Here is an 8,082-nt window from a genome sequence, read left to right as displayed (position 1 = left end):
CCAGGCGGCGGGCACCGGCGCCGCCGGGGTCGTGTAGTCGGGCGCCAGGTTGGCGCAGGCGGCCAGCGCGGCAGCGGCCAGCGCGGTCAGCCCGCGTGCCAGCAGTCGTGTGTCGATGTTCATGCCCGCACCTCCTCGGCCGGGTTGGCGGCGCCGCGGCGCCGTTCGAAGAAGCCGCGCACCAGCACGTAGAACACCGGCACGAAGAAGATGCCCAGCACGGTCGCGCTGGCCATGCCGCCGAGCACGCCGGTGCCGATGGCGCGCCGGCTGGCGGCGCCGGCGCCGCTGGCGATGGCCAGCGGCAGCACGCCGAACATGAAGGCCAGCGAGGTCATCAGGATGGGCCGCAGCCGCATCCGCAAGGCTTCCAGCGTGGCCTCCACCAGCGCCACGCCCTGTTCCTGGCGCTGCTTGGCGAATTCGACGATCAGGATCGCGTTCTTCGCCGCCAGGCCGACGGTGGTCAGCAGCCCGACCTGGAAGTAGACGTCGTTGTGCAGCCCGGCCAGCGTCGTCAGCGCGAGCGCGCCGATGACACCCAGCGGCACCACCAGCAGCACCGAGAACGGCACCGACCAGCTCTCGTACAGCGCCGCCATGCACAGGAAGACGAACAGCACCGACAGCGCGTACAGCGCCGGCGCCTGCGAGCCCGAGAGCCGCTCCTGGTAGGACTGGCCGGCCCATTCGATGCCGACGCCGGCGGGCAGCTGGGCGACGATCTGCTCGACCGCCTTCATCGCCGTGCCCGAGCTGATGCCCGGCGCGGCTTCGCCGACGAGCTCGAACGAACCCATGCCGTTGTAGCGCTCGAGCTTGGGCGCGCCGTAGCTCCAGGCGGTGCTGGCGAAGGCCGAGAACGGCACCATGTCGCCGCTGTCGTTGCGCACCTGCCAGCGCATGATCGCGTCGGGCGCCATGCGGAAGGGCGCGTCGCCCTGCAGGTAGACCTTCTTCACCCGGCCCTTGTCGATGAAGTCGTTGACGTAGCTGCCGCCGATGGCGGTGGCCAGCGTGCTGTTGATGCTGCTGGCGGACACGCCCAGCGCGCCGGCCTTGCGGTCGTCGATCACGATGCTGTACTGGGGTGCGTCGTCCAGGCCGTTGGCGCGCACCTGGGCCAGCGCCGGGTTCTGGCGAGCCAGTTTCAGGAACTCGTCGCGTGCCGCCTGCAGGCCGTCGTGGCCCAGGCCGGTGCGGTCCTGCAGCTGGACGGTGAAGCCGCCCGACGAGCCCAGCCCGCGCACCGTTGGCGGCTGCATCACGAAGACGCGGGCGTCGCGCAGCGCCGTCAGTTCCTGGTTGGCGCGGCGCGCGAACTCGGCCGCGCTCTGGCCGCTGCCGCGGCGTTCGCTCCAGTCCTTCAGGCGGATGAAGGCGTTGCCGGTGGCCTGGTCGCCGCCGATGCCCGACAGCACGGTGTAGCCCTCGACGTCGGCCTGCTGCGACAGCCAGTTCTCGTACTGGCGCAGCGAGGCCTGCAGGCGCTCGTCGGTGGCGCCGGCGGGCAGGCGCAGCTCGCTCATCAGCACGCCCTGGTCTTCGTCGGGCAGGAAGGAGGTCGGCAGCCGCGCGTAGAGCACGGCCAGCGCGGCGACGAGCAGCGCGTAGACGAGCATCGTGCGCCCGGTGCGCCGCAGCAGCCGGCCGGCCGTGCCGTGCACCGCGTTACTGCCGCGCTCGAAGCCGCGGTTGAAGCCGCCGAAGAAACGCCCGAGCAGGCCCTTGTGCACCGCGTGGTGCTCACCCGGCGGCAGCGGCTTCAGGAGCGTCGCGCACAGCGCCGGCGCCAGCGTCATCGCCACCAGCACCGACAGCAGCATCGCCGAGACCACCGTCACCGAGAACTGGCGGTAGATGACGCCGGTGGAGCCGCCGAAGAACGCCATCGGGATGAACACCGCCGACAGCACCAGCGCGATGCCGACCAACGCGCCGGTGATCTCGCCCATCGACTCGCGTGTGGCCTCGCGCGGCGACAGCCCCTTTTCGGCCATCAGGCGCTCGACGTTCTCGACGACGACGATGGCGTCGTCGACCAGCAACCCGATCGCCAGCACCATGCCGAACATCGTCAGGCTGTTGATCGAGTAGCCGAAAGCCGCCAGCACGCCGAAGGTGCCCAGCAGCACCACCGGCACCGTGACCGCCGGGATCAGCGTCGCGCGCCAGCTCTGCAGGAACAGGTACATGATCGCCACGACCAGCACCACGGCCTCGGCCAGCGTCTTGACGACCTCCTCGATCGAGATCTTCACGAACGGCGTCGTGTCGTAGGTCATCACCGTCTGCAGCTGGTTCGGGAAGCCCGGCTGCAGTTCGGCCAGCTTGGCCTTGACGGCGTTGGCGGTGCCGATCGCGTTGGCACCCGACGCCAGGCGCACGCCCATCGCGGATGCGGCCTGACCCTTGTAGCGCGCGCTGAAGGTGTAGCTCTCGCCGCCCATTTCCACCCGGGCGACGTCGGCCAGGCGCACGGCGCTGCCGTCGCCTGCCGACTTGAGGACGATGTCCTGGAACTGCTCGACCGTCTGCAGCTTGCTGCGCGCGGTGATCGTGACGTTGAGCTGCTGGCCTGTCGCCGCCGGCAGGCCACCGGCCTGACCGGCCGAAACCTGGGCGTTCTGCGCCGTGATCGCGCTCGAGACGTCGGACGGCATCAGCGCGTGCGCCGCCAGCTTGTCCGGGTCCAGCCAGATGCGCATCGCGTGGCCGGTGCCCAGGGTCTGCACCTCGCCGACGCCGTCGATGCGGCTGATCGTGTCGACCAGCGTGGAGTTGATGTAGTCGCCGATGCCGATCGCGCCCAGGCTGCCGTCGGCCGAGTAGAACGAGACGATCAGCAGATAGTCGGTGCCGGCCTTGGTGACGGTGACGCCCTGGTCCTGCACCGCCTGCGGCAGCTGCGCCATCGCCTGCTGCACCTTGTTCTGCACCTGCATCTGGGCGACGTCGGGGTTGGTTCCCGAGACGAAGCTGAGCGTGATGCGGGCGCTGCCGGAGGAGGTGCTGGTCGAGGCCATGGACAGCAGCCCGTCCAGGCCTTTCATCCTCTGCTCGACGACCTGGGTCACCGAGTCTTCCAGCGTCTTGGCCGAGGCGCCGGGGTAGCTGGCGTTGACGCTCACGCTCGGCGGCGCGATGTCCGGGTACTGCTCCAGCGCCAGCGTGCTGATCGACAGCGCGCCGGCGAGCATGACGACGATCGCCAGCACCCAGGCGAAGATGGGACGGTCGATGAAGAAGCGCGACATGCCGGCCCCTTCAGCGCGCCGCGGCCGAAGCCGGCACCGACGCGGCGGCGGCCACCGTCTGTGCCTGCACGACGTCGCCGGGCTTGACCTTCTGCAGCCCCTCGACGACGACGCGCTCACCCGGCTTCAGCCCGGTGGTGACGAGCCAGCGGTTGCCGATCGCACGCTCGGCGTCGATCGTGCGCCGCTCCAGCTTGTCGCCGGAGCCGACGACGAGCACGCTGGCCTGGCCGGCGGCGTCGCGGCTGACCGCCTGCTGCGGCACCAGCATCGCGGCTTCGACCGTCGAGGTCGGCAGCAGCGCCCGCACGTACATGCCCGGCAGCAGCAGGCCGTCGGGGTTGGGGAAGAGGGCGCGCAGCGTCACCGAGCCGGTGGCGGTGTTGACCGACGCGCCGGTGACGCTGAGCCGGCCGCTGCGTGCATAGGTGCTGCCGTCTTCGAGCCGCAGTGTCACCACGGTCTCGCCGCCGGGCAGCTGCTTGACGCGGCCGGCGGCCAGGTCGCGCTTCAACTTCAGCAGCTCGGCGCTGGACTGGGTGACGTCGACCTGGATCGGGTCGGTCTGGCGCACCGTGGTCAGCGCCGTCGTCTGGTTGGCGGTGACGAGCGCGCCGGCGGTGACGGTCGAGACGTCGGCACGGCCGGCGATCGGGCTGGTGACGCTGGTGCGCGCCAGGTCGATGCGCGCGCTGGCCAGCGCCGCGCGCGCGGCGGCGAGTTCGGCTTCGGCCTGCTTCAGCGTCGCCTGCGCATCCTGCAGATCCTGACGGCTGACGGCCTCGATCTTCGCCAGCTCGGCCTGACGCTGCGCGGTCAGGCGGTTGGTCTCGACGCTGGCCTCGGCCTTTGCGACTGAAGCCGCGGCGCTGTCGACGGCTGCGCGGTAGCTCGCCGGGTCGATCTGGTAGAGCAGCTGGCCGGCCTTGACGCTGCCGCCTTCGGCGAAGCGCCGGGCCTGGACGATGCCGCCGACCTGCGGCCGGATCTCGGCGCTCTGCTGCGCCGTCGTGCGGCCGGGCAGTTCGGTGTCCAGGCGCACGCTCTCGGCCTGCACGGCGACGACGCCGACGGTGACGGCCCTCGGCGCCGAGGGTGCCTCGGCCCCACGGCCGCCGCAGCCGGCGAGCGCGGCGGCCAGCACCAGGGCGGCGAAGGCGAGGGGAATCGGGTGCGGCAGCGGCGTGCGGCGGGGAAGGGCGAGCATCGGAAATCCTGCTTCTGGCTGTGTCACGGCGCATGTTCGGTTGCGAAAGTGGAGGAAAGTTGGAGACGCCGCCGCGCCCGCCCGCCGAGCGCGACCTCCTTCACGAAATGATGCAAACATTAAAAATGCGATCTCCGTCGCGACGTCTTGCGCCCCGTGGGCGGCTGTGCGCCAATCGCCGGCGTCCTGTTTCCCGTCCCGCATGAAACGCCCCGGCATCACCGGCAAACTGTTTTTCGCCGTGCTCGCGACCGCGACGCTGGTGGCGGTGGCCGTCAGCGCCGCGGCCCAGTGGAGCTTCCAGCGTGGATTCATCGGCTACCTCAACGCCCAGGCGGTGCTGCGCATGGAGGCGGTGATGCCGCGGCTGGCGGCGGCTTATGCCGAACACGGCAGCTGGGACTTCCTGCGCCACCGGCCCGACAGCTGGTTCGGGCTGGTCGGCATCGGCCCGGCGCACCCGCCGGTGCCGCCCGAGCCGCCTGACTCGCCGCCGGCCGTGCGGCCCAGCGGGCCGATGGCCGACATGATCGCGTCCGACCTGCTGGGCGCCGGGCGCCGCCTGTCGCTGCTGGACGGCGAACGCCAGCGCGTGGTCGGCTTCCCGTTCATCATGGCCAACTCGCAGCAGCGCGAGATCGTCATCGACGGCCGCAGCGTCGGCTGGCTGGCGATGGCGCCGATCGAGACCGTCACCGATGCCGCGGCGCTAACTTTTTTCGACCGCCAGCTCGCAGCCGGCGCGGCCGCGGTCGCCGGGGCGCTGCTGCTGGCGGCGGCGATCGCCTGGTGGGTGGCGCGGGTGCTGCTGGCTCCGGTGCGTTCGGTCGCCGAGGCGACGCACCGGCTCGCCGCCGGCGCCTACGACACCCGCGTGGCGCTGCGCGGCCAGGACGAAGTGGCCCAGCTCGCGCAGGACTTCAACCAGCTCGCGCTGACGCTGGAGCGCAACGAGCGCATGCGGCGCGACTTCATGGCCGAGGTCTCGCACGAGCTGCGCACACCGCTGGCGGTGCTGCGTGGCGAACTGGAAGCGCTGGAGGACGGCGTGCATGCGCCGACGCCCGAACTGCTGGGCCGGCTGCAGCAGCAGGTGGCGACGCTGGCGCAGCTGGTCGGCGACCTGCACGAACTGGCGCTGGCCGACGTCGGCGCGCTCAGCTACCGCCGCCAGCACCTGGACCTGGTGCCGCTGGTGCGGGGCGAACTCGACGGCCTGCACGCGGCGGCCGCCGAACGCGGCCTGCAGTTGCAGGCGCTGCTGCCGGCGACGCCGGTGACGGTCTCGGGCGACGAAGGCCGGCTGCGCCAGCTGCTGTTGAACCTGCTGGGCAACAGCCTGCGCTACACCGACGCCGGCGGCACGCTGCGTGTGGAGCTGGCGCAGGCCGAAACCGAGGTCGTGCTCGATGTGCAGGACTCGGCGCCGGCCGTGCCCGACGAGCTGCTGCCGCGGCTGTTCGAACGCTTCTTCCGCGTCGATGCCTCGCGTGCGCGCGCCACCGGCGGCAGCGGGCTGGGTCTGGCGATCGTGCGCAGCATCGCCGAGGCCCATGGCGGCCGCGTCGAGGCGCGGCACTCGCCGCTGGGCGGGCTGTGGCTGCGGCTGGTGCTGCCGCGGCTGCGCCGTGTCGGCGAGGGGCCCGCGACATGAGGCCGCGGGACATGATGCTGGCCTGTTTGCGCCTGCCGGCACCGGCTGCGCACGCCGGAGGGCAGCGGTGACGGCCGCCTGCGGCTACGTGCTCGTCGTCGAGGACGAGCCCTCGCTCGCGCGGCTGCTCGTCGACTACCTGCGCGCCGCCGGTTACGAGGTCGACGCGCTGGCCGACGGCCTGGCGGTGCTGCCCGCGGTGCGCGCGCGGGCGCCCGACCTGATGGTGCTCGACCTGATGCTGCCGGGCTGCGACGGGCTGACGATCTGCCGCGAGCTGCGCGGCTTCAGCGACCTGCCGGTGCTGATGCTGACGGCGCGCGTCGAGGAGGTCGACCGCCTGATCGGGCTGGAGGCGGGCGCCGACGACTACGTCTGCAAACCCTTCAGCCCGCGCGAGGTGGTCGCGCGGGTCAAGGCGATCCTGCGTCGGCGGCGGCCCGAATCCGGCGTGGCGCCGGCGAGCGGGCTGCAGATCGACGCCGAGCGCCACGAGGCCCGCGTCGACGGCCACAAGCTGGACCTGACGCCGCTGGAGTTCCGCCTGCTGGCGACGCTGGCCGGGCAGCCGGGGCGCGTGTTCTCGCGCGACCAACTGCTCGACCGGCTGCACGACGACCAGCGCGCGCTCAGCGACCGCGCCATCGACAGCCACGTGAAGAACCTGCGGCGCAAGCTCGAACGGGTACTGCCGCCGGGCGAGGAGCCGATCCGCTCGGTCTACGGCGTCGGCTACCGCTTCGAGATCTGAGGCCGCCGGCGCGAGGCGGCGGGCGTTTTACAGGCGCTCGATCTCGACCGCGGCGCGGTCGATGATCTCGGCGATGCGGCGCACCGTCTCCTCCGACGGCGGCTCGCCGGCGAAGCGCAGGTGCAGCGCCATCTTCAGGTTGTGCGTCGCGCGGTGGATCGCCGGCGAGCGGCGGCCGTCGGCGGTGCTGCGGGCGTGCTGCAGCCGTGCGAGCACACGTTCCAGCGCCTCGCGGTGCGCTTCGAGCACCTGTTCGCCGGCGGGCGTGATGCTGTACTGCTTGCGGCCGCCGGCGGCCTCGGTCATCGAGGCGTGGCCCAGGTCCTCGAGCATCGCCAGCGTCGGGTAGACGGTGCCGGGGCTGGGGCTGTAGTCGCCGCCGACCAGGTCCTCGATCGCCTTGATGACCTCGTAGCCGTGGCTGGGGCGCTGGCGCAGCACGTACAGCGCCAGCAGGCGCAGGTCGCCGTGTTCGAACAGGCGTTCGCGCCGGCCGCCGCCCGGCGGCATGCCGCCGTCGAAACCGCGGCGGCCGTTGCCGCCGCCGCCGCCGCTGAAGTCGCCGAAGCCGCCCGAGCCGAACTCGCCGCCACCACCGCCGCGGCGGCCGGCGGCGTGCGGGGCGCCGTGGCGGCCGTGATGGTGCGGATGTTGCGGATGGCCGTGGCCGCGATCGGCGCCGCAAGCCCGTCCGGGATGGTGATGGTGCATGTGCATGGTGTATTGCGATTGTTTGCGATGGGCTCACGATATATCGTAAGATCATCGCTGTCAAACCCCGGCGTGCCCATTCAGGGTGCGCCCACCCGAACGAGAGTCACATGAAACAGCATCGTTACCGCATCACCGTCGAACACCTGGCCGACGCCGAGGGCCGGCCGCCGGCGGATCCGGGCCCGCTGGTCTTCGAGGCCGGCAATCACGACGACATCTTCGCCATCGTGCAGCGCCTGCGCAGCCGCGGCGAGCTGCCGCCCGAGGCGGCGACCGCGTTCGCCGTCGGCTTGAAGCTCTTCAGCGAGGTCATGCTGGAACACCGCGAGCTGCCGCTGTTCGCCGGTTTTGCGCCCCACTTCCGCGACTTCATGCGCAGCCTGAAGGGCGGGGCCAAGCCCGGCTGAAGCCGGCCCTGCGGGCGCCGGGGCGCCGCCGGGTGCGGGGCGGCATCCGCCTTGCCGTTCGGCGGGCCCGCCCGCTGCCGCCCCGCACCCGG

At 72.0% G+C, this 8,082-nt stretch carries 6 protein-coding genes; 3 read left to right on the top strand and 3 right to left on the bottom strand.

Translation table 11 applies throughout. The features are described 5' to 3' along the window. Window positions 1-119: 119 nt before the first annotated feature. Both CKO43_RS24230 and CKO43_RS24225 read right to left on the bottom strand, forming a co-directional pair. Window positions 120-3,257 (bottom strand): efflux RND transporter permease subunit, encoded by a 3,138-nt coding sequence (locus CKO43_RS24230; RefSeq protein WP_200231703.1) that lies wholly within the window; start codon window positions 3,255-3,257, stop codon window positions 120-122. Window positions 3,258-3,267: 10 nt separating this feature from the next. Next, window positions 3,268-4,464 (bottom strand): efflux RND transporter periplasmic adaptor subunit, encoded by a 1,197-nt coding sequence (locus CKO43_RS24225; RefSeq protein ID WP_200231702.1) that lies wholly within the window; start codon window positions 4,462-4,464, stop codon window positions 3,268-3,270. A gap of 202 nt (window positions 4,465-4,666) precedes the next feature. Between CKO43_RS24225 and CKO43_RS24220 the strand changes: the two genes are divergently transcribed. Both CKO43_RS24220 and CKO43_RS24215 read left to right on the top strand, forming a co-directional pair. Beyond that, window positions 4,667-6,118: an ATP-binding protein gene (locus CKO43_RS24220; protein ID WP_200380259.1), complete on the top strand. Its 1,452-nt coding sequence runs from the start codon at window positions 4,667-4,669 to the stop codon at window positions 6,116-6,118. 67 nt (window positions 6,119-6,185) lie between these two features. Next, the gene (locus CKO43_RS24215; protein WP_200380258.1) at window positions 6,186-6,869 is read left to right on the top strand and encodes a response regulator; all 684 of its coding nucleotides are present in this window, start codon (window positions 6,186-6,188) and stop codon (window positions 6,867-6,869) included. Between the two features lie 27 nt (window positions 6,870-6,896). Here CKO43_RS24215 and CKO43_RS24210 read toward each other — a convergent pair whose 3' ends face one another. Further along, window positions 6,897-7,586: a PadR family transcriptional regulator gene (locus CKO43_RS24210; protein ID WP_200380257.1), complete on the bottom strand. Its 690-nt coding sequence runs from the start codon at window positions 7,584-7,586 to the stop codon at window positions 6,897-6,899. A gap of 104 nt (window positions 7,587-7,690) precedes the next feature. Here CKO43_RS24210 and CKO43_RS24205 point away from each other — a divergent pair, with 104 nt between their 5' ends. Further along, window positions 7,691-7,990, top strand: coding sequence for a DUF3861 domain-containing protein (locus tag CKO43_RS24205; RefSeq protein WP_200380256.1), 300 nt, complete (start codon window positions 7,691-7,693; stop codon window positions 7,988-7,990). Window positions 7,991-8,082: the final 92 nt, after the last annotated feature.

Origin of the sequence: Rubrivivax gelatinosus, assembly GCF_016583785.1 — a bacterium.
GTDB lineage: Bacteria > Pseudomonadota > Gammaproteobacteria > Burkholderiales > Burkholderiaceae_C > Rubrivivax > Rubrivivax gelatinosus_B.
Note: the sequence above shows the minus strand (reverse complement) of the source record. Positions and strands in the feature narration are given on the sequence as shown.

Coding starts and splice junctions, on each gene's coding strand:
- CKO43_RS24230 (WP_200231703.1), bottom strand. CDS start 3,257: ATGTCGCGCTTCTTCATCGACCGTCCCATCTTCGCCTGGGTGCTGGCG.
- CKO43_RS24225 (WP_200231702.1), bottom strand. CDS start 4,464: ATGCTCGCCCTTCCCCGCCGCACGCCGCTGCCGCACCCGATTCCCCTC.
- CKO43_RS24220 (WP_200380259.1), top strand. CDS start 4,667: ATGAAACGCCCCGGCATCACCGGCAAACTGTTTTTCGCCGTGCTCGCG.
- CKO43_RS24210 (WP_200380257.1), bottom strand. CDS start 7,586: ATGCACATGCACCATCACCATCCCGGACGGGCTTGCGGCGCCGATCGC.
- CKO43_RS24205 (WP_200380256.1), top strand. CDS start 7,691: ATGAAACAGCATCGTTACCGCATCACCGTCGAACACCTGGCCGACGCC.